We start from the raw sequence: 21,266 nt of genomic DNA on the forward strand, positions 1-21,266 counted from the left end.
TTAGCCTATTTCTCGATTAGCAGTGGTATAGTTAGCAAAGTAATAAACTTTTACAATTTTCTCATCTCAGGCAACTCACAATTTTGTCCAGGGAATTGGATGACCCCTATTTCTTCAACAGAACGACGTGCCCTAATTACTGGGGCGAGTAGTGGAATTGGCAAGGAAACAGCTTTGGCATTTGCTAAAGCTGGAATTGATGTGGCGCTAGTAAGCCGCTCTGAGGATAAGTTAGAGGCGGTTGCTGGTGTTGCAAGGGAGGCTGGGGTGAAAGCTAAGGCTTATCGCTTGGATCTGGCAAAAGTTGAGGATGTTCGAGAAAAGATAGGAGCGATCGCGGCTGATTTTGGCCCAATTGATATTCTGGTAAACAATGCAGGGATGGGATATACGGGCAGCTTGATAGAAACACCACTATCTGACTGGCAATCCGTAATTAACTTAAATCTCACCAGCGTGTTTCAGTGCATACAAGGGATTTTACCGATGATGCGCGATCGCAAAAAAGGTCTAATTATCAACGTTGCTTCGATTGCAGGGAGCCAAGCTTTTCCCGGTTGGGGAGCCTACTGCGTCAGCAAAGCTGGTCTGATTACCCTTTCTAAAGTAACCGCGCTAGAGGAACGCACCCACGGAATTCGTGTTGCTACCATCAGCCCTGGTTCTGTCAATACCCCCATCTGGGATACAGAAACAGTTGGGGCTAACTTTGACCGCAATTCCATGCTGAGTGCAGAAACTGTCGCGCAGTCAATTCTGCATATTGCTCTCGCGCCAGAACAAGCCGTAGTTGAGGAATTAACTTTAATGGCTAGCGCTGGGACATTATGAGTGTTGAGTGTTGAGTTGCAATACTGAGTTTTTAGCTTTGAATTAAAACCTAAAATCCTAACTAACACATTCAAAGAATTCCTAACTAACTCAAAACTCATAACTCTCCAAAACACTCAAAACACTAACGTAAACTTAGCATGAGTATTGCTTTTCCCAATGGGTCTAATGGCTCTCAATCACCAGTAGATAAAAGCTGCCAAAACGCTGACAGTACAAACATGAGCAATCGAGACACAGTCAACCAAATCTCTACAAGACCCGACCGCAATACACTTAATGGTCGCGAACCCAACCTGCATCCACCCTCGGAAGAAAGCAACCAAGAGATGATCGATGCAGTGCGAACCATGTTAGTGGGAGTAGGCGAAGACCCAGAACGTGAGGGGCTGCTGAAGACACCCAAGCGTGTAGCTGACGCTATGAGGTTTCTCACGAGTGGCTACAACCAGTCCCTCGAACAGCTTGTCAACGATGCTATTTTTGATGAAGGCCACAACGAGATGGTTCTCGTGAGGGATATAACTTTCTTCAGCCTCTGCGAACACCATATGCTGCCGTTTATGGGTAGAGCGCACGTCGCCTATGTTCCCAATCAAAAAGTAGTGGGACTTAGCAAGCTAGCACGGATTGTGGAAATGTATGCCCGCCGCTTGCAGGTTCAAGAAAGGCTGACACGCCAAATTGCTGAAGCGATTCAAACAATTTTGGAGCCGCAGGGAGTAGCTGTTGTTATGGAAGCTACCCATATGTGCATGGTGATGCGGGGCGTACAAAAGCCCGGTTCTTGGACTGTCACCAGTGCGATGGTGGGCGTGTTTCAGGATGAGCAAAAAACCCGCGAGGAGTTTCTTAACTTAATTCGTCACCAACCCGCTTTCTTTTAATTAGCTCTAATTTTGAAGAATGCTGAAATTGGCATCCTCACGTGAGGATGTCAATTTTGCGATCGCAACTTGTTACGGCATTGTTCGCCCTGATTTATACTATCTTTTGCAGAAGTAAGTATTGCTAGCGAGCTAAAGATGTCCCAGCGAAAACTGGGTACTACGCAGGTTCTCAAATAGCTGCGCTACTTTGTCTAAATCTTTATCCCCAGGCGATCGCTCCACGCCACTGGACAAATCAATTCCACTAGGAGACACTATCCTCAGCGCCTCTGGGATGTTTTCTGGCGTCAACCCACCCGCCAGGAACCAAGGACATCTAGGATTAAACTGTTGCAGAGTTGTCCAGTCGAGGGTTTTGCCCGTCCCGCCTAACATTTGGGGATGGTAGGCGTCAAGTAACAGAGTATCAACACAGGTTGTATAAACATCTGCTAGAGCTAAATCTTCAGGCGTCTTTACTCGCAACGCTTTAATAATTTCCACACCTAGCACAGACTGGCGCAACTGCTGGCAAAAATGTAGCGATTCTAGCCCATGTAATTGCACGCCTGTCAACCCCGCGATCGCTACTGTTTGAGAAATTTCCTCTTCAGTTGTGTTAGCAAATACGCCAATTTTGTCAACAGTAGCGGGCAGTTGTTCTACAATTGCGCGGATTTGTGATGGAGTCACGTAACGAGGGCTTTGGGGGACGCAGATAAATCCCAGTGCGGTTGCGCCTGATGTAGCGATCGCTCTTCCCTGCGCCGCTTTCGTAATCCCACAAATTTTGATCCGCATTCAAATTTCCTAAATTTGTATCAAAAATTTATATAACTGTTAACTCTTAAAACAAATTCTGGCTCTTTGCTAAGAGATTTATATAATCTTTCTTGATTCTAGATGTCTATAAAAGCAGGAGACCGCAACTTGATTAACTTAACCTTACTTGCCGCCGTACAGTCTACGGTTCCCCCTACACCAGGTTGGACTCCTACTATAGGGCTGATAATGATTCTTTGCAACCTGCTTGCCATTGCCATCGGTCGCTTTGCCATTCAGCAGCCTGGGGTTGGCCCAGATCTTCCCGCTGACAAGCCAGCACTGTTCCGCAAGTTTGGCATCCCCGAATTGCTGGCAACAATGAGCTTTGGTCATATCATTGGAACTGGCGTTATCTTGGGGCTAACCAACGCGGGTGTTATTTAGAAAATTCCCCCCTTGTTTGGCTGAAAAACACGCCCACCTCATCCACAAGGAAGAATAAGAGTTTGTTGGTTGGGTCTTATAATCCCTACCATACTAATTTTATCGATGCAGGAGAAAAGAAGTTGATTGACTTAAGTTTACTTGTGGCAGCACTGCCGAGTACTCCCCAACTACCCGAGTGGAGTCCAGGTGTAGGGATAATCATGACTGTTTTCAACATTATTGGCTTGATCGTCGCCCGTTATGCTGTCCAAAAGCCAGGAGTTGGCCCCAAAATGCCTTTTCCCATACCTGGTCTGTCGGGGAAAAACTTTAGCTTGTCTCAATTTTTAGCGGGTCTGAGTTTTGGGCACATACTAGGAGTCGGGACTGTCTTGGGGCTGACCAATACTGGCCTCCTTTAGTCGATTTTGAATTTTGCTTTAATCGGGCTTTAGACTTTAGACTTTAGACAGGTCTAGAGTCTAGAGTCCATCGTTTAAGGTGGTAAGTGGAGGTTGTTTTTAGGGAAATTGGATGCAGGCAGGTTGGCGAATTGGATCTTTATTTGGAATTCCGCTGTTTATAAATCCTTCGTGGTTTTTTATATTAACTTTTGTAACGCTTGCAAATGCTTGGGATTTTTATCCAGACTGGGGGTTGATTGCGGCTGGAAGTGCGGGGCTGGCGATCGCATTATTGATGTTTGGCTCGCTATTGCTGCACGAATTGGGTCACAGTTTAGCAGCGCGATCGCAGGGAATCGGGGTTAACTCGATTACTCTATTTCTGTTTGGTGGAATTGCATCTATAGAACAAGAATCAAAAACCCCAGGCGAAGCTTTTAAAGTTGCCGTTGCTGGGCCTGCCGTAAGCATAGCGCTGTGGTCTTTATTTTATCTGCTGGCGACTGTAATACCAGCATCAACGCCAGCACGAGCCATAGTTTTACAGTTGGGCACGATCAACTTAGTCGTAGCCTTATTTAACTTAATTCCCGGACTGCCCCTAGATGGGGGACAAATTTTGAAAGCAGCGGTGTGGAAGCTGACTGGAAACCGCTATGACGGCGTGCGGTGGGCAGCAAAAACCGGACAAATTTTGGGCGGAGGAGCGATCGCGCTGGGTTTGGCAGTTGCTTGGCTACAGGATCAGTGGTTTAGTGGCTTGTGGATTGGCGCCCTCGGCTGGTTTGCTTTCCGCAACGCCAGTACCTACAACCGCATAACTAATCTCCAAGAAGCACTGTTGCAACTGGCGGCGTCAGATGCAATGACAAGGGAATTTAGAGTTGTGGATGCAAACCAAACACTGCGCCAGTTTGCCGACGAGTATATTTTGGCAAGTACGGGGGCGGACTGCCCCTACTATGCAGCATCTGACGGACGTTATCGGGGACAGGTGTTTGTCGAAGATTTACAGGTTGTAGAGCGCAGCCAGTGGGACATCCAAACCGTTGAAAGTATAGCGCGATCGCTCAATGACATTCTCAGCGTGCAAGAGAAGACGCCTCTAGTTGAAGTAATTAATTACCTAGAAACACAACAATTACAGCGCGTCACCGTGCTATCACCAGCGGGGACGGTGGCGGGTGTAATCGACCGGGGGGACGTTGTACGTGCTTTGGCGTCCAAAATTAATTTAAATATTGCTGATACGGAAATTAAGCGGATTAAAGCTGAGGGGACTTATCCACCTTCTTTGCAACTAGACGCGATCGCTAAAGCAACAACTGTGTAGGAAGGAAAAAGCAAGAAGTTTTCTTAATTACTCTTTCTTTTGCCTTTTTACTTTTTACTTTTTACTGTGATAGCTTGCCACTCGTCTTCAGATAAAGGTTGCATTACCAACTCGACGCCAAAACAATTAGCCGCAGCGGAAGTCAAAGCGTCTACAACAGTATGAATTAACGCATCTCCACGTTGGGATATGGGTAACTTTACTGGTAACAGTTCTTCACCAAATACCTGAGTAAATAGCTGGGTATCTGGTTGCAAACGCATCGAGCCATGCTGCAAAATAGCGTTACCTCGTCGCAGTTGGGCGCTACCAATAAACTTGCGACCATCAGATGAGACTAAATCTGCACCAGTAGCAGTACCAAAACAACTGGGGTTGTGGATGTAATTGCGCCCGGAGTCGCCGTAGTGTAATTCTAAGCCGAGCGATCGCCACCCTTGAATTAAAAACTCGCAAATATCCTGATAAGCCTGAATGCGACTTCCCTTCAACCCAGACATTACCACCGCGTAAGTAAGATCTCCCTGGTGTAAAACCGCACGTCCACCAGTCGGACGCCGTACCAAATCCAAAGGCAAAATTTGCCAAAATTCCGGCGATCGCTGTTGATGATAACCCAGCGATATCGCCGCCGGACGCCAAGTATAAAACCGCAAAGCTGGCGGATGCAAACCCTGGCGGTGCTGTTCTAGCAACCACTCATCGATAGCCATCTGCACCCTTCCCGAAGCTTGAACTAGGGGAATCAAACGCCAAATAGATGCATGCATTAAGAGATGGTAACAACGCACCAGGTAGCGGGGGGAATCGCACAGGTAGCAGAGTCAAAACCTACACTCTGCGTACCTTTGCCTTTAAAAAACTAAAGTAGAGGGGGAAGAGTAGCGAGCGATCGCCTATTGTCCAAATTCAGCTTGTAGAGTTTCATCGTTATTATCAGCAATAGTCGCCACAATAGTCATGATGCGGGAAATTTCGCCAGCAGAAAGTTCTGCTAAGGTGCGAGTAGATAGCACCATTACCTGGTTGTTGATGATGCAGAAACGAGATTCTAGAGTTTGAGTACCGTTCATTTCTAGAAGCTTCCGCATTAATTGCGGCTCATTCTTTGCAGGTAGTTGCAGAACAAACGACCAAACAGTTAGGGTGTCGTCATCGGTCAAACCAGTGAGTTGTACAAAAACCTCTACACTACCGTATTTAAACTTCCACAGATGACCGCTATCGGTTTGACTAACCATCGCGCTATCATCCTTATCCATACCAGCGATGACAGTTTGAATTACATCTATGTAGTTCCTGCTGGTTGCTTCTTCGATAAGGTCGTTGACTTGTTCTTCGCTTAAGGTGGAAGTAGTTTCTGAATATTCCTGTTGTGTTGTCATAAAATCCTCTATTTTGGGGAACGCAACCGAAACGATCTTACTCTGAGAGGACTCGGAGGCGAACTGTGCGTTCGCCTTCTTCATCGAGTTGCAGTTCGATGACTTCGCCGGAGATACGTTCTAGGGCGGTAAGCAGCGATCGCAGGTTGGGCGTACTTGCGCCAGTGTCCACATACAGTCTATCTGCCAGACTGCCCACTCGCTTCCAAGTGGTGTAGAGTTTGGCGATAGTCTGTTCTAGTTGAGAGGCTTGGCGTACTAAGTCGGCGGTGGTGTTGAGACAGCCAACTCGCAGCGCTTCCTCTAGCGCCATTTCTACATCTAGGGAAGTTTGATTGATGGCTTGCACTTGCGCGGCGGCGTCGAGATACTTAGATAAGCTGCGGGCGTTTGAGGTAAGTTGTTTGACAGTATCTACGTCTGGGCTTCCGGCGATTTCTTCTTGTAATGCAGTTTGATGGGATTCTGGTAATTTTTCCATCTCGCGCACTAGGGGAGCAAGATAACGGGTGGGTACTGACCCGTTAGCTGCTTTTTCCTTAACTTCTTCTGGTAGTAAGTCGGAACTCATCGCCATCCACTCGTCGGCGAGTTGGCGGACTTCGCGCCTGGTGATGCGATCGCCTTTGTTAGCTGCGTCTGTTACTAGCTGTTGTATTTCTGGGGATGATTTGGATGTTTCGATGAAGGCGCGTTTGCTAAAGCTGCGAATAGCGCTGGGTTCAAGCTGTCCGTCTTCTAAGAGAGTATCGGCGCTATTGGCTAGCTGGATTAGGGAATAAGCCTGACTTTTGGTAATTTCGCGTTCTTTTAGCCAGTTGAGAAAGCCAGTACCGCGACCTTCGCCGCCTTTTTTCTCTCTGTCGCGGACAACGCGAAGAATGCGACCCCGCCAGATTTCCGTTTGCAAGTCGAAGCGATCGCATACCAGCCAAGCGTTATCTAGCTGCTGCTGAAATTCTAGCTCTGGAATCTCTTCATCTTCGGGGTCGGGGAGTTGGAAATCTAGATCGGCTGGTTCAGATAAAGCAGCGGCGAGATCTTCGGGAGTTTCGGGGACTGGAGGCATTGGGAGCGATCGCGCTAAGACAGACTGATTATTATCGCACGATCCGGATGTCATAAAGGAGCCGCTTCTGGGGAGGCGATCGCTGCAAGGTTAGAATATGAGCCAAATCAATAGAGGTAAATATGTCAATTATTACTAAACCAAGAGGCCAATTATCTATATTTTGTTTAATGGTAACTTGGACAGCCTAGAAATAACGGTATCTTACCCATCCGCAGGTCTGATTAAACTTGGAAAGGTTCTTGTAAGCATCAGTGAAGATTTAATTTCTATGTGTAGCAATAAAATTGAGAATTTTATCCAGATAATTCAATCTGTTTAATAACTTTATCTCAAGTTTGTTTCTAAAAGATATTTCGTATTTACAATCTATCTTAGATAAAAACGCCGCGATGCTGCTATCGCAACCGCTGCTTTAATTATTTTAGAAATTGAATTAGTGGATGCGATCGCTATTTTCCAGCGTGGAAAGTGCGATCGCTTCATGGCTAGGTTTAGCCTAACTTGGCTTTATCTGTATCGTCCAAAAACTCAATTATTGCTGCATTAACTGCATCTGGACTATTCGCCGCCGCATCGTGTCCGCAATTTGGAATAACCTTTAACTTAGAATTGGGTAAGCGTGTCTGTAGTTTCTCGCCATCGCTGACAGGAAACCATTTATCTTGGTCGCCCCATAAAATTAAAGTAGGACAAGCGATCGCGCTTAAATTATCTTGCACCTTGCGAATAAGATTCGGTTCATTATCTACCAAACGCTTAATTTCACGCGCCGCGTGTTGAAAATTTTCGCTAGTTTTCGTTAAAGTATTTTGCATTTCAATGTATGGATAAGTAATCCAATACACGTCTTCTGCTGTTATCTGTGTCGGATCTACAACAATCTCACCACGCCCTAACGCCACAACTTCCCTAACCAATGGTGCAAATAATTGTGCCAGCCGCAAATTATCCACAATCCGAATCAGATCGAGGGGCACATCTGCCAACAATTGCATACCCCAAAATGGCAGTTTTTGTGGAAAAATCGGTACGTTGATCAATACTAATCTGGCGAATAATTCTGGATATTCCTCAGCCGCAGCCATCGCCACCAGCGCCCCTAGTGATTCTGCCACCACAATAGCAGGTTCATCGCACAATGCCTGGATTATCCGCGCCAACTCAACAACTTGATGACCTGGTTTTTCTTCATAGCTAGGCTTTTCGGAAAAACCGCCTCCCTTTGCATCAAAACAAATTACTCGAAACTGTTGGGATAACGCATTAATAGAGTGACGCCACCGGTAACTCCAACTCGCTACTCCATGCACCAAAAATAACGGTTTACCCGTACCTTTTTCGCCGTAAGCAATTCTTGCGGGGTATCCCCAGGCGTCGGTAATTGTAATTGTTTGACGCCCTTTGGGAAATGTCTCTTGCCACCAATCAGATCTAAACATCAGCCGCCGCTTATGAGTCGCCAAAGCAAAGTAAGAATAATCACGCCGATGGCTGTCATTAAAGTCACCACCAGCATCAACCCACCGAACAGCATGGCGAGGAACCACCAATCTGCCTTTTCACTCGCTTGAGGAGAAGCCATGTGAGTTTCCAGCATAGCCATATTTCTGGCATTGGCTTTCCAAGTCACGTCAAAAATATCTCCCACGATGGGTACGGCGCCTGCTATGGTCTCGAAGATGATATTCAACACCATTCTGAGCAAGCTTTGTCGAGGTAAGCCCATCAACGCCGCTTCGAGGACAATATATGCTGAAAACGCACTTCCCAGGTAATCGCCAGCAATGGGCAGCATTCCCAACAGGGGGTCAAGTCCAACCCGATAGTTAGTACCGGGAATGGCGATCGCGTTATCCAACAAATGACTAAGCTTGCGGAGGCGATCCAGCCTAGCTGCCTTGGCTTCTGCTGGTTGGGGAGATGGCTGGGGACTAGACTGGGACATTGCAACCAAGTAGGTATTAGTTTTTATGGGCAATTTGCACTAAAAAGCAGGATTCGGCCAAGTGCCCGGTAGCTTGTTCAAACCCCGCAGCAGTTGTTAAACATAGACTAGCGATTTTAAAGCCGCTTCTTATCTCTACTATTACAGATTCTCAGAAAACAGGTACCTTATGTATTTTTAGTCTGTTGATTTTGTTATCTCTATGGGTTTAGAAGCTTCTTTTTTACCCTTAGTTTTGTGTCGCATTGTATCTCCCACCGTAACATTTAATTGGTCGCCAATCAGAAGTACCAAAGAAGTAACGTACAACCACAACATTAAAACGATTACAGCACCCACAGCGCCATAAGCTCTGTTGTAATTGCCGAAGTTGGCAACATAAAGCCTAAAGCCAGCTGATACTATCGCCCACAACACCGCCGCCAAAATTGCTCCTGGCATAATTGGCGTACCAGGAACCCAACGACTTGGCCCGTAGCGATAGACAAAGCCACTGGCGATTGAAACAATTCCCAAAGCTAGGGGCCAGCTTAAAAGACGCCAAAAGCTCAATACTTCCCAAAACCCACTTTCGCGAACCAGGAGTTGCACGATCAGGTCGCTGATAAATACCACAAATGAAGCTGTAATCAGTAAGACAATCGTGCCAATCGTTAGGGCGAGAGAGACTAACTTAGCTTTCCAAAACGGTCGCACCTGTGATTGGGGAATTTCATGGATTTGGTCGAGAGCAGTCATCGCCGCACTCAGCGCCCCAGAGGATGCCCAGATAGCGGCAATAAAGCTGATGGAGAACAGCCCTTGATTGTGCGATAGGCTGATTTCTTGGACAAAACCTTCAATTAAAAACAGCACTTCTTGGGGTGCAACCTCGCTCAGTTTAGCGGCGATTCCTTCAAAGGCCGATTTTGGAGACTGAAATAAACCGATGGCAGTAAGAACCGCTAAAATCGCTGGAAACAACGCTAACATGGCGTTGTAGGCCATTTCAGCAGATAAGCCCATTAACCGCCGTTGGCCAGCCTGCTGGAAAATTGTCTTTAGGGTTGCCCAGTTGAGGTGTTGAAAAAAACGGACAAAGCGGGGCGATCGCATCAGGTAAAGTAAGTCGGTCAGGTTTGCTCTAGTATAGCGATCGCGCCGCTACTAGCTCACTTTTGATCGCTGCTATCGACTAACTACTCAAAAATAATAACTATATGAGCAACGAACTAACGCAGTGGTTGGCGGAAATCCGGGCGCTTAAGCAGCAGATGACAGAATTAGAGCGCGATCGCGCTGCGGCTCTTGCTGCTGAGGCTAACTGGCGTCAGCTTTACACTACTGAAGCACAGCAACGCCGCACTGAAGCCAAGCTTGCCCAGCAACAAATTCAAACGCTTAAAGCGCAAATTAGGCAGCTCCAGGATTCGCCGCACGCTTCACCGGACGATCCTACGGCTGTGCAAGCGATTCAGCAAGAAATTGGACAGCTACAAAACATCGAGCAATTAAAAGCAAAATTAACTTCTGTAATGTTTGAGCGCGATCGCTTGCTCGATGCCTTAAAAGCCGAACAAGCTAGCCACGCTCAAACTCGCAAAAGTTTAACTACCGTAATCGGCGATACTATCGATAAGCTTGCCAGAGATAAGCAAAAGTAAGTAATGGGGACTAGGGAAGGTTTTTCCCATCACTAATTACCCATTACCCATTACCTAAAATCCCATCGCGCTAGCCACTGCTTCAAGCGTTGGCTCAACGCCCTGCTTAAATGTATTTTGGCTATGTTTAATTGCGGTATCTGGGTCTTTCAAACCATTCCCAGTAAGGACGCAAACGACAGTAGCACCTGTAGGAACTTGGTCTTTTACCTTCAGCAAACCCGCGACAGAAGCCGCACTAGCAGGTTCGCAGAAAACACCTTCTTGAGATGCTAACAGTCTATAAGCTTCTAAAATTTCTTCATCGGTGACTGGTGCGAACTGTCCCTGACTTGCGTGTTGAGTAGCGATCGCTTTCTCCCAATTCGCCGGATTTCCAATCCGAATCGCTGTCGCCAATGTCTCTGGATGCGGTACTGCAATCCCGCTAACTAACGGCGCTGCACCCGCCGCTTGAAATCCCATCATCCGGGGCAAGCGATCGCATTTCCCTTCTTGATGGTATTGACAAAATCCCATCCAGTATGCTGTTATATTTCCGGCATTACCCACAGGTATGCACAGCCAATCGGGAGCGTTCCCCATTGCGTCCACAATTTCAAACGCAGCCGTCTTTTGTCCCTCCAACCGATAGGGATTTACAGAGTTAACCAGCGTCACCGGATAACTTTCCGCCATTTCCCGCACGATTTCTAGCGCTTGGTCAAAATTACCCCTAATAGCTAGAACTTCTGCTCCGTAAAGCAACGCTTGCGCCAACTTACCCAGCGCCACATATCCATCGGGAATGAGGACAAACGCTCGCATTCCGCCGCGTCTGGCGTAAGCTGCTGCTGCTGCTGAAGTATTGCCCGTACTGGCACAGATGACTGCTTTTGCTCCAGCTTCCTTAGCTTTGGAAATCGCCATAGTCATCCCCCGATCTTTAAAGCTACCAGTCGGGTTGAGGCCATCGTATTTTACAAACACGCGCACCCCTTTACCAATTATTTGCGCGATCGCCGGAACTGGTATCAGGGGGGTGTTACCTTCGAGCAACGTTACAACTGGTGTTGTTTCCGTCACTGGTAGATAGCTACGGTATGCTTCGATTAAACCGGGCCAAGACTGAGAGCGAGAGGGAGCCAGAGGAATAGAGGGCGCAGAAGGCATAAGGACAAGCAAATTATGAATTATAGATTATGAAGTATAAACATTGTTTTTAAACTTTAGACTTCATACTTCATACTTTGTGAGGCACGGAGCAAGAGAAAGAAACTAACCCAGGCGGGAGAGGCAACCTTGAAATCAGAGAATTTCTCTAATTTCAAGGTTGCCACATAAAGAAATTCAAATCTGCGAATTTCACAGATTTGAATTTAGCCAAATTAGTGGAGTGACAAATTTGCCTTTAGGGGCAGGGTAAACTAGCCCCTAAATAACCACTAATTTCTGGCTTCTATCTTTTTGATTCCCCGATCTTCGTTGGTGTCCTGAAAAGTCGGCTTGGTGGTAATGACTCGCTTGATCGGCTTCGGCTTGTTGCCGCCCGCCGTTTCTTCGGCTGTGGGTTCCCAGTCGGTTTGCATCCAGGCTGGGCGAGTTTGGTCATACACCATTTGTAAAGCTGCCGCGGCGATCGCGTGAGGATCGTATTCCTCGCTCAACTCGCGCACGATCGGCAAGAATGATGCCATACGCTCGCCAGTTAAAGCTTCGCGCACTTCCGCTTCTAGTTTCTCCAACCACCGCGCTTCAATTTGGGCGCGGGTTGGGATTGTACGCACTTTCAGCATTTGGCGAACTCGGCGCTCAATCATCTGCAACTTGCGCCGATCCATTGGTTGAATCAGGGAAATTGCTGTTCCTGTCTTTCCAGCGCGACCCGTGCGGCCAATCCGGTGGATGTAGCTTTCCACGCTATCGGGCAAGTCGTAGTTGATTACGTGGGTTAGGTGGTCAACATCCAAACCCCGTGCTGCAATATCGGTAGCGACAACCCAGCGTACTTGGTGTTGGCGGAAGCGCATCAACAGCCGTTCCCGTGCTTGTTGATTGAGATCGCCGTGATACTCGTCTACGCTGTGGCCTGATGCTTGCAGTTGGTTGGTCAGTTCCGCAGCAGTGCGTCGCGTCCGCACGAATATCAGGGCTGATTCGGGGTCTTCCAGTTCCAGGATGGGTTGCAAGGCTCGTGATTTTGTCCAACCGCGAGGCACTTGGTAGATGACCTGGTTAATCTGAGATGGAGCCGCTTTGGGTTGTTCGACTGTAACTGTGACGGGCGATCGCAGGAACTTGGCGATCAACTCCTGAATCGAGCGCGGCATGGTTGCCGAGAAAAAAGCCGTTTGCCGCTCTGGTGGCACTTGGCTGAGGATTTTCTCTACATCATCGATAAAGCCCATGCTCAACATTTCATCGGCTTCATCCAGTACCAGCCAGTTTACTTGATCGAGATTGAGACTCTTGCGATCGAGCAAATCTATCACTCGTCCGGGCGTTCCCACTACAATCTGAACGCCCTGTCTCAGGCGCTGCATTTGCCGCTCGATAGATTGACCGCCATATATAGTCAATATTCCCAATCGGCGATCGTCGCTGAAGCTACGGATAGCTTCGTTTACTTGTTGGGCTAGTTCCCGCGTGGGCGTCAGAATTAGGGCTTGAACAGCAGGCTTTTTAACATCTATCTGCTCCAAAATTGGCAGGGAGAAAGCGGCTGTTTTGCCTGTTCCTGTTTGTGATTTCCCCACTACATCGCGTCCAGCCAGCAGATGTGGAATCGCTTGGGCTTGAATTTGAGTAGGGATTGTGAGACCTAACTTTTCTAGCTGGCTAACGCGAGCTTCAGAAAGGCCCAGGCTATTGAACGAAAGGGTCATAAGTATTTGTTCGTTGTTTATGGTCAGTGGTCAAAAAATTTGTTTGTCATCAGTCATTGCTCTTTGGCTTGGAAAATATGACTGCTGACGTGGGGGCATATCGAAGCGATATCTAATTCGCCGCTACATGACCGTAGAGGTCGTAAATGTCTGCCCTAGTAATCTCTACCGGGACTATCGACCCCAGAGTGGCTTGTCCTTGCACGTAAACCCAGCCATCCACCTCTGGGGCAAACCGCGCTGAGCGTCCCAGCAATTCTCCTGTCTCCGGATGTTCTTGCTCGATCAACACTTCCGTGACTTTACCTACCTCGGCTTGATTTTTCTTCAGCGAGATTGGTTGTTGGACTTGCATCAGGGCGTCCCGGCGCCAGTCCATGACTTCTTGGGGTAGCTGATTAGGCAATTTGTACGAAGGGGTTTCTTCTTCTGGAGAGAAGGTGAATACTCCTACATGGTCGAACTCGTGGCGCTGAACGAATTGCAGCAGGTGTTCAAAATGTTCATCTGTTTCCCCTGGGAATCCCACAATAAAGGTGGTTCGCAGGATCGCATCGGGCAGCGCTGTCTTTATCCTGTAAATAATCTCGTCGTTTACCTGCCCCTGCCAGGGCCGATTCATAGCGCGGAGAATTTCTGGATGAGAGTGTTGTAGGGGTAAGTCTAGATATGGTAATACATTTTGCGTCTCCTGCATTGCTTCGATGACTCTGGGAGTAAGGCCGGTGGGATATGCGTAGTGCATCCGAATCCAAGGGATATCTACTTTTCCCAGCGCCTTTAGTAGTTCTGCCAGTTTTGGTTCACCGTACAGGTCGAGGCCGTAGTTTGTTGTTATCTGGGAGATTAATATTAGCTCTTGGACGCCTTCATCTGCCAGATGCTGGGCTTCTGTCACTATGGATTCTATGGAGCGGGAGCGCTGTTTGCCTCTTAGCATTGGGATGATACAGAAGGCACATTTGTAATCACATCCCTCTGCCACCCGCAGGTAAGCTACCGCCTCTGAAGTTGTTCGGTATCGCGGCGTCGTTTCATCGGCAATGTAGGTCGGTTCAGCTGAAACTTGCTTTACCCGCTCTCCGGCTTCTACCCGTTGAATCACATCGACGATTTTATTATAGTCGCCTGTTCCTACCAAAGCTACTGCTTCTGGTATTTCTTCTAGCAGCTGATCCTGGAAGTGCTGCGCCATACACCCGGTAATGACTATTTTTTTATCTGCTTCCGCCAGTTCTACCAGGGTACGGACGGACTCTGCCCTTGCGGCCTCAATAAAACTACACGTATTAACTATAACATAATCTGCCAATTCTTCATCAGAATCGACCTGGTAGCCTGCTTCTACCAGCAGACCTAGCATATGTTCGGTGTCAATACGGTTTTTCTCGCATCCCAAGTGGGAAATCGCAACGGTTGGCTTTGTGCCCATGCAATAGTATATAAAGTGATTTGCTCAAATTAAGTGACCTCAGCTGGTGAAACGGTGTTAATGGCCTAAGTCGCAGGCTAATATTTATGACCCGCGCTCGTAGCGGGGGACTGTCAATCGCCCCTCACGCAGTTGAGATGCAAGGATCATAGTAGCGCAAAATTAACCATCTCAACAAAACTTTATTTTTTAGGCCGAAGTTATCCTACCTTGGGATAGATCCTCTTAAGATGAGTCAAGGATAAAGAATTCAGGCCAAGTACGACCCAAGACAGTTGCAGTGGAGGGGATTACTGGTAGAGTGAGAAATTGGACTAAAAGCGCGATCGCTCTATTTTTAGGATATGCTCGGCGCAAAAACTGGGTTAATCGACTTTGCTGCTGAGTCCGACGGGGACAGACGTGGACTTAAATAAAATCTTCAACACAAAAAATCCCATCATTGGTGTAGTTCATTTACTACCGCTGCCAACTTCCCCCCGTTGGGGAGGTAGCCTGAAAGCAGTAATCGACAGAGCTGAACAGGAGGCGGCGGCGCTGGCGGCGGGTGGCGTAGATGGAATGATTATTGAAAATTTCTTCGATGCGCCGTTTAGTAAGGATCGAGTAGATCCCGCTGTAGTAAGTGCCATGACGCTGGTTGTACAGCGGCTGATGAATCTGGTGACGCTGCCAGTGGGGATAAATGTATTGCGAAATGATGCCCAAAGCGCTCTAGCGATCGCCACCTGCGTCAGAGCTTCCTTTATCCGCGTCAACGTCCTCACGGGGATTATGGCAACAGATCAAGGACTGATTGAGGGACAAGCTCATCAACTCCTACGCTACCGCCGGGAACTGGGCAGCGATGTCAAAATTTTGGCAGATGTCTTGGTAAAACACGCCAGACCTCTGGGTTCCCCCAACCTGACCACAGCCGTGCAAGAGACAATAGAGCGGGGCTTGGCAGATGGAGTAATTCTATCGGGCTGGGCAACGGGTAGCCCCCCAACGTTGGAAGACTTGGAGCTAGCCACTGCTGCTGCTAGAGGCACGCCTGTTTTTATCGGCAGCGGTGCCAGCTGGGAAAATATTTCTACCCTCATGCAGGCGGCAGACGGAGTAATTGTTTCTAGTTCTCTCAAGCGACACGGGCGAATTGAGCAACCAATCGATCCAATTCGCGTACATACATTTGTGGAAGCCACGCGACGTTCTCTAGAAGCGTTGGCAAACCCTCAACCTGTGTCCGAACAAGCACTTAGGAGTCAGGAGTCAGGAGTTAGGAATTAGCGCCAAGGAAGTGAATGTTGAATTTTGAATAAAGAAGTTTCAGCTCAATCTTGAACTCCAAACTCAAAAGCGTGCAGATGAGTTGAGTAAAAATGTAGTAGGGATAATTGTAGGGCTGGCTTCTAGCATCCTGCTACTGTGGTAGCGAGACAAGCATTTAAATCATTGCACTGCAAAAGCCCGTACACAATGGAAGATATCTAGCTAAATCCGCACCTACAACTCAAAATTCAAAATTTAACACTCAAAACGATTATGAGCCGCCGACGTTCTACTCCCTGGATTCAACGCTGGTCTCGACAGATAATAGGCGCGATCGCGATCGCAGGTGCCTTGTTAACAGCTTATCTAACCATTGTTAAGCTAACCGGAGGCACAGCTGCCTGCCTAGCCAGTGCTGCATCATCGGGAGGTTCCAGTTGCAATGATGTCCTTTCGAGCAAATACGCCACCGTTTTTGGTTTGCCTCTATCCTTATTTGGGCTTCTGGCCTATATAAGCATGGCAGCTTTCGCCTTAGCTCCTTTGGTTATCAAGTCAGAAAACAACAAACAACTGCGTGCCAATTTAGAAAACTGGACATGGCTGCTGCTGTTTGCTGGTGCTACATCAATGACCATCTTCAGCGGCTACTTGATGTATCTGCTGGCGTTTCAAATCAAATCTTTCTGTCTCTATTGCTTCGCCTCTGCTTTCTTCTCTTTGAGCCTGCTTGTACTAACACTAATAGGCCGTGCTTGGGAAGATTTAGGGCAATTATTATTCACTGGGATTGTTGTCGGAATGGTAGCGCTTATTGCCACTCTGGGCATTTATGCCAGCGCTAATGCACCCGTCGGCAAGAGCCAGATACCGCCTATATCGGGCGATCCCACACCTGGAGTAGGCTGGCCAATTACCACCACATCTGGAGAGTCAGAAATAGCTCTGGCCGCTCATTTAAAACAGACTGGAGCCAAGATGTACGGTGCTTACTGGTGCCCTCACTGCCACGAGCAAAAGGAGCTTTTTGGTAAAGATGCCTTTAAGCAGATCGTTTACATAGAGTGTGCTGACGCCAAAATTCCGCAGAAGCAGTCAGACGCCTGTCGTCAGGCTGGCGTTCAAAGCTATCCTACTTGGGAAATCAACGGTAAATTAGATCCTGGTGTCGAAGCTCCGGAGACACTGGCTGAATTATCCGGTTACCAAGGCTCGCGCAACTTCCAGTATTCACTTTCTAATCGTTAACTTTGACATAGGGGTAGAGAATAGGGTTAGGAGTTATGATGAGTAAAAATTTTGTGACTCCTAACTCTTTCTTGCGTAGCGAAGCGAACGAGCCTGCGAGTATCGCCTGTTGTTTTACAGATAACTTCTGTTGTTTAGAAGCCAGCCTAAACTTGTAACATAAAATTCTAAACAATGTATCGCACTCAGGGCTGAGCTGAGAGCAAGTAGCAATTTGTATGATGAAGTCTGTTAGTAAACAAAATGGCTGATTGGAGCGGACAATTTAGACACATTAAAGAGAGCTAAATCACGCTCATTTATAAAATCTAAGGTTAACATAAGCGTGCAGCCTGGGCAAATGCCAAAAGAAAATTTATGGGCAAGATTGAAGCAATGGGTGCAGCAAGAGCGCAGAGTGCTAATTACTGCTTCAGGCGTTGCAGGCTGCGTAATTATACTGCGAATGGCTGGGCTGTTGCAGTTAGCAGAGTGGGCAGCGGTTGACCAGGTTTTTCGTCTGCGTCCCCTAGAAAAAATTGATGAGCGGATAGTTATTGTCGAGATTAATGAAACCGATCTAAAGAAGATAAAAAAATGGCCGATTCCCGATGGAGTCATGGCTGAACTGCTGAATAAATTAGATACTTTCAAGCCTAGAGCCATCGGGTTAGACATTTATCGCGATCTGCCAGTTCAACCTGGTCATGATGAATTCGTTAAGGCTTCTAAATCCATCCCTAATGTAGTTGGAATTGAGCTAATTAAGAATACAGAAAGCATAGATGTTCCACCACCGCCTGTATTGAACGAGCTGAAACAGATCGGGTTTAATAATGTGGTGATCGATGCCGATAACAAGGTGCGCCGCAGTTTGCTGTATTGGCACGTAAATGGCAAAACGCATACAAGTTTGGCACTCAAGCTGGCTTCGATTTATCTAAAAGCAGAAGGAATTACTCCCAAAGCGGCGCGGGTTAATCCGAAGTATTTGCAGTTGGGTAAAGCCGTTTTTAGAGCCTTTAAACCAAATGACGGCGCTTATGTGCGTGCTGATAGCAGCGGCTACCAGGTTTTGGCAAACTTTCGCCGAAATGGTGGTTTTCGTACAGTGTCGTTGACAGATGTTTTGGCAGGGAATGTGGACGCAAATTTGATACGCGATCGCATTGTTCTGATTGGTTCAACTGCACCCAGCCTCAAGGATTTTTTCTACACTCCTAGTACTAGCAACCTCATCCAAGTCGTCCAGCCTATGTCTGGCGTTGAATTGCATGCTCATTTTGTCTCTCAAATCTTGAGCGCAGCACTTGACGGACGACCCTTAATTAATATTTGGCCTGAACTAACAGAAGCATTGTGGATTTGGGCTTGGTCGTGGCTTGGTGCTAGCCTCAGTTGGCGTTGTCGTTTCCCTAGAAAGTCGGCTTTTAGTATCCTTTTGGTCGGTACTGTGCTGGTTATCGGTTCTTACGCCGCGTTCATTTTTGGTTGGTGGATACCCCTCGTCCCTCCCACTATTGCTCTAGCTGGTTCGGGTATTGCAATTATGGGTTATCTAGCTCATTTGGAGGAGGAGGGGAAACGCTCTAAAGAGTTTTTGCAAAAAGTTATTAATACTATAGCCGATCCAATTTTTGTTAAAGACAGAGAACATCACTGGATTATCTTGAACAGAGCTTATTGTAAATTTATCGGCTATGCTTATGCAGAGTTAATTGATAAGTCAGATTATGATGTTTTTCCTAAACACGAAGCTGATGTTTTTAGACAGCAAAATGAGCTAGTTTTTAGAAGTGGTGAAGAACAGGAAAACGAGGAAGAATTTACAGATGCGTGGGGAAATACTCATGTAATAGCTACTAAGCGATCGCTCCATAAAGACTCTGCTGGTAATCTCTTCCTTGTCGGCGTTATCCGCGACATGACAGAACGCAAGCGGATGGAAGAAGATCTGAAGAGAACAGCAGAAGAGTTAATCCGTTCTAACACAGAATTAAAAATTTCAGAAGATCGGTTGCGTTATCTCGCTTACCACGATCAGCTCACAGGTCTACCCAATCGCAAACACTTCCACGAAAGCATTATTCAGTCTATCGAATGGGCTGCTAGCAATAAACAACTGGTGGCGTTGCTGTTTCTCGATCTAGATGGTTTTAAAGATGTTAATGACACTCGTGGTCATGATATGGGCGACCTTTTGCTTAAAGTAGTTGCCAAGAGGCTAACTGGTTGCTTGCGCGGTAGCGATACAGTTTCGCGGTTAGGCGGCGATGAGTTTACCGTGATTCTTCCAGGAATTCCAAAACCGGAAGATGCCGCAATAGTTGCAGAAAAAATTGTCAGGACGCTGGCTAAGGTTTTTATCCTAGAAGGACATAGTATTTATATCAGTGTAAGTATTGGTATTAGCATCTATCCTCTCGATGGCGAGAATATGGATACTTTAATGAAGAATGCGGACTCGGCCATGTATCGTGCGAAGCAATTAGGCCGCAATCAATTTTACCATCTTCATAGTTAAAATTATTGCATTGTTATGTTTAACGCTTAAATAAAATCGGGATTAGGCTTGTAAATTTATTTATTTAATACGAAATCTATCAAATTTATACTTCAATTCGGGTAGAAATACAAAATGGTATAACCTGGTTATAGCTTTGTTAAATAAATTGTAAAGATAATTTCCAAAGGTTTCATATCATGGTTTTCATGCCCTTCAATTTCCTGTTTGTATGGTTGGTTGGACTGCTGTCCAGCGGCATACTCGGCGGGGGTATTTATATCCTTTATGAGTGGTACACAGGCGAACTGGCGGAAACGTCCTATTTGGTAGGCGGAGTGGCGATGGTTTTGTGGTCTTTGGGCGGTCGTTTTATCAGTTTGCCCCTTTTTCGTCGCGGGGGTACTGACGAACCTAAGCTAATGCGTAGCAAGACTGTAAAGCGGGTAGAAAGACCTGATGGTAGCGTCATTCAGGTGGAGTTTTATGGCCCCGAAGATGGACAACCGATTATTTTGTCGCACGGTTGGGGGCCTAACAGTACAGTATGGTATTACGCCAAGCGACAGTTGAGCGATCGCTTCCGAATTATTGTTTGGGATATGCCGGGATTGGGAAAATCCACTAGGCCGAAAAACAAAGACTACTCCCTAGAAAAATATGCTAGAGATCTTGAAGCCGTTGTTGCGATCGCAGGCGATAAACCTGTTGTTTTACTCGGTCATAGTATGGGCGGCATGATCGGGCTAACATTTTGTCGCTTGTTCCCAGAACATTTAGGTCGGAAAGTAGCTGGTTTAATCCTTGTAGATACCACTTACACCAATCCGGTAAAAACTTGTATTGGCAGCAATATATTACGCAAGTTGCAAAAACCCCTCCTTGAACCTTTGCTGTACTTAGCTATTGTGCTGTCACCTTTCTTGTGGTTGATGACTTGGTTGAGTTACTTAAATGGTTTGCTGCACGTTAACGTAGAATTATCTGGGTTTACTGGTAAGGAAACACGCGGTCAATTAGAATTTTCGTCTTTATTATCAGCTTTGGGTTCGCCTGGTGTTCTCGCTAGGGGCACGTTGGGTATGTTCAAATTAGAAGAAACTGACACTTTGAGAACGATTAATATTCCCTGTCTGGTCGTCACGGGGGCTTCAGATATAGCGGTTCTGCCTCCGACGGGGGTTCGCATGAAAGCGGAATTGCCTAATGCCGAACTCATAACCTTACAGCCTGCTGGACACATGAGTTTGATGGAGAGAAACCAGCAGTTTTCTGAAGCTGTGAGCGCTTTTTGTACTGAAATATTGTAATTC

At 46.9% G+C, this 21,266-nt stretch carries 20 protein-coding genes; 10 read left to right on the forward strand and 10 right to left on the reverse strand.

Translation table 11 applies throughout. The features are described 5' to 3' along the window. Positions 1-99: 99 nt before the first annotated feature. Entirely contained in the window at positions 100-831 is a 732-nt protein-coding gene (locus H6F77_RS05565; protein ID WP_190486148.1) for an SDR family oxidoreductase, read from the forward strand. Between the two features lie 140 nt (positions 832-971). Next, positions 972-1,718, forward strand: a complete 747-nt coding sequence (gene folE, locus H6F77_RS05570; RefSeq protein ID WP_190486150.1) for a GTP cyclohydrolase I FolE — start codon at positions 972-974, stop codon at positions 1,716-1,718. 132 nt (positions 1,719-1,850) lie between these two features. Here the strand turns inward: folE and H6F77_RS05575 are convergent, their stop codons facing one another. After that, the gene (locus H6F77_RS05575; RefSeq protein WP_190486152.1) at positions 1,851-2,501 is read right to left on the reverse strand and encodes a phosphoribosylanthranilate isomerase; all 651 of its coding nucleotides are present in this window, start codon (positions 2,499-2,501) and stop codon (positions 1,851-1,853) included. Between the two features lie 102 nt (positions 2,502-2,603). Here H6F77_RS05575 and psaK (H6F77_RS05580) point away from each other — a divergent pair, with 102 nt between their 5' ends. From psaK (H6F77_RS05580) to H6F77_RS05590, 3 genes are all read left to right on the forward strand, one after another. After that, entirely contained in the window at positions 2,604-2,909 is a 306-nt protein-coding gene (gene psaK, locus H6F77_RS05580; protein WP_190486154.1) for a photosystem I reaction center subunit PsaK, read from the forward strand. A 122-nt stretch (positions 2,910-3,031) separates the two neighbouring features. Further along, complete coding sequence (psaK, locus tag H6F77_RS05585) at positions 3,032-3,313, forward strand: photosystem I reaction center subunit PsaK (RefSeq protein ID WP_190486156.1); 282 nt, start codon at positions 3,032-3,034, stop codon at positions 3,311-3,313. A 112-nt stretch (positions 3,314-3,425) separates the two neighbouring features. Then, entirely contained in the window at positions 3,426-4,628 is a 1,203-nt protein-coding gene (locus H6F77_RS05590) for a site-2 protease family protein (RefSeq protein ID WP_190486157.1), read from the forward strand. Between the two features lie 47 nt (positions 4,629-4,675). On the opposite strand, the gene H6F77_RS05595 is transcribed toward H6F77_RS05590, so the two are convergent. The 6 genes from H6F77_RS05595 to H6F77_RS05620 all read right to left on the reverse strand — a co-directional run bounded on the left by H6F77_RS05595 (position 4,676) and on the right by H6F77_RS05620 (position 10,125). Further along, complete coding sequence (locus H6F77_RS05595; RefSeq protein WP_190486159.1) at positions 4,676-5,398, reverse strand: lipoate--protein ligase family protein; 723 nt, start codon at positions 5,396-5,398, stop codon at positions 4,676-4,678. A 126-nt stretch (positions 5,399-5,524) separates the two neighbouring features. Beyond that, complete coding sequence (locus tag H6F77_RS05600; protein WP_190486161.1) at positions 5,525-6,013, reverse strand: YbjN domain-containing protein; 489 nt, start codon at positions 6,011-6,013, stop codon at positions 5,525-5,527. Positions 6,014-6,050: 37 nt separating this feature from the next. Then, on the reverse strand, positions 6,051-7,082 hold the full coding sequence (locus tag H6F77_RS05605; protein WP_190486257.1) for a type 2 periplasmic-binding domain-containing protein: 1,032 nt from the start codon (positions 7,080-7,082) through the stop codon (positions 6,051-6,053). Positions 7,083-7,576: 494 nt separating this feature from the next. Beyond that, positions 7,577-8,524: an alpha/beta fold hydrolase gene (locus H6F77_RS05610; protein WP_190486162.1), complete on the reverse strand. Its 948-nt coding sequence runs from the start codon at positions 8,522-8,524 to the stop codon at positions 7,577-7,579. After that, a complete protein-coding gene (locus H6F77_RS05615) occupies positions 8,524-9,030 on the reverse strand; it encodes a DUF4112 domain-containing protein (protein ID WP_190486164.1) in 507 nt (168 codons plus the stop codon). The genes H6F77_RS05610 and H6F77_RS05615 overlap by 1 nt, the downstream gene beginning before the upstream one ends. 177 nt (positions 9,031-9,207) lie before the next feature. Further along, complete coding sequence (locus tag H6F77_RS05620) at positions 9,208-10,125, reverse strand: YihY/virulence factor BrkB family protein (RefSeq protein ID WP_190486166.1); 918 nt, start codon at positions 10,123-10,125, stop codon at positions 9,208-9,210. 104 nt (positions 10,126-10,229) lie between these two features. On the opposite strand from H6F77_RS05620, the gene H6F77_RS05625 reads away from it, so the two are divergent. Continuing rightward, entirely contained in the window at positions 10,230-10,673 is a 444-nt protein-coding gene (locus H6F77_RS05625) for a hypothetical protein (RefSeq protein WP_190486167.1), read from the forward strand. Between the two features lie 54 nt (positions 10,674-10,727). On the opposite strand, the gene thrC is transcribed toward H6F77_RS05625, so the two are convergent. From thrC to rimO, 3 genes are all read right to left on the reverse strand, one after another. Next, complete coding sequence (gene thrC, locus H6F77_RS05630) at positions 10,728-11,825, reverse strand: threonine synthase (protein ID WP_190486170.1); 1,098 nt, start codon at positions 11,823-11,825, stop codon at positions 10,728-10,730. 272 nt (positions 11,826-12,097) lie between these two features. Then, positions 12,098-13,537, reverse strand: a complete 1,440-nt coding sequence (locus H6F77_RS05635) for a DEAD/DEAH box helicase (RefSeq protein ID WP_190486171.1) — start codon at positions 13,535-13,537, stop codon at positions 12,098-12,100. A 112-nt stretch (positions 13,538-13,649) separates the two neighbouring features. Further along, positions 13,650-14,969, reverse strand: a complete 1,320-nt coding sequence (rimO, locus tag H6F77_RS05640) for a 30S ribosomal protein S12 methylthiotransferase RimO (RefSeq protein WP_190486173.1) — start codon at positions 14,967-14,969, stop codon at positions 13,650-13,652. A 402-nt stretch (positions 14,970-15,371) separates the two neighbouring features. On the opposite strand from rimO, the gene btpA reads away from it, so the two are divergent. The 4 genes from btpA to H6F77_RS05660 all read left to right on the forward strand — a co-directional run bounded on the left by btpA (position 15,372) and on the right by H6F77_RS05660 (position 21,263). Continuing rightward, entirely contained in the window at positions 15,372-16,241 is an 870-nt protein-coding gene (gene btpA / locus H6F77_RS05645; RefSeq protein ID WP_190486259.1) for a photosystem I biogenesis protein BtpA, read from the forward strand. Positions 16,242-16,496: 255 nt separating this feature from the next. Beyond that, on the forward strand, positions 16,497-17,471 hold the full coding sequence (locus H6F77_RS05650; RefSeq protein ID WP_190486175.1) for a vitamin K epoxide reductase family protein: 975 nt from the start codon (positions 16,497-16,499) through the stop codon (positions 17,469-17,471). A gap of 340 nt (positions 17,472-17,811) precedes the next feature. Then, positions 17,812-19,974: a CHASE2 domain-containing protein gene (locus tag H6F77_RS05655; RefSeq protein ID WP_190486177.1), complete on the forward strand. Its 2,163-nt coding sequence runs from the start codon at positions 17,812-17,814 to the stop codon at positions 19,972-19,974. A gap of 179 nt (positions 19,975-20,153) precedes the next feature. Further along, positions 20,154-21,263 (forward strand): alpha/beta fold hydrolase, encoded by a 1,110-nt coding sequence (locus tag H6F77_RS05660; RefSeq protein ID WP_190486179.1) that lies wholly within the window; start codon positions 20,154-20,156, stop codon positions 21,261-21,263. The last annotated feature ends 3 nt before the right edge of the window (positions 21,264-21,266 follow it).

The sequence above is a fragment of the Microcoleus sp. FACHB-831 genome (assembly GCF_014695585.1).
GTDB lineage: Bacteria > Cyanobacteriota > Cyanobacteriia > Cyanobacteriales > FACHB-T130 > FACHB-831.